Origin of the sequence: Bacillus sp. SRB3LM (assembly GCF_015712745.1) — a bacterium.
Taxonomy (GTDB): Bacteria; Bacillota; Bacilli; order Bacillales; family Bacillaceae_G; genus Bacillus_A; species Bacillus_A thuringiensis_K.
Genome location: NZ_VWVQ01000043.1, coordinates 1 through 577, shown reverse-complemented (window position 1 = coordinate 577; position 577 = coordinate 1). Strand labels below are relative to the sequence as shown.

Genomic DNA, 577 nt, shown 5'->3' with positions numbered 1-577 from the left:
CCCCTATAGGTAGACAGTAAAAAAAGAGTCCATCTGATATGATGGACTCAATACTGTTTTATCTGGAGGGGATTTTTTTATGGCAAGAAAAGGACAATCATTTCAAAAATATACAGAAGAACTAAAGCGAGAAGCAGTTCGTCTTCGATTAGAAGAGAGAAAATCATTGCGAGAAATTCGTGAACAACTCGGTGTGAAGAGCGATGCCCAGATTATTGAGTGGGTAAAACGTGCGCAACAGGGGGAGTCCTTTGATGATCAACGTGGTGTCTGGAATCGAAAGAATTTTAATAGTCTAGAAGAAGAAAATGCTTATTTGAAGGCACAGGTTGAGTATTTAAAAAAGCGCAATCCAAATCTACATGGGAAGGAATGGTCCTAAAGAAAGAACGATTTTCTCTTATCGATTCATTACGCCAAGCCTATCCACTCCGATGGTTGCTTCAAATCGCGGAAGTTTCTAAGGCTGGCTACTATAAATGGCGGAAATATCATAACGTGCAGCGTTTACGTCAGAAAAGGGATAGGTGGCATAAAGAACATATTTTATCTATTCATCGTCAGCACCCTTACTATG

Annotated in this window: 1 pseudogene; it reads left to right on the top strand. The window is 39.7% G+C overall.

Going from position 1 to position 577, the window contains the following annotated elements:
• Nucleotides 1-79: 79 nt before the first annotated feature.
• Nucleotides 80-577 (top strand): annotated as a pseudogene (locus F3I02_RS17685) (transposase); the annotation flags it as partial.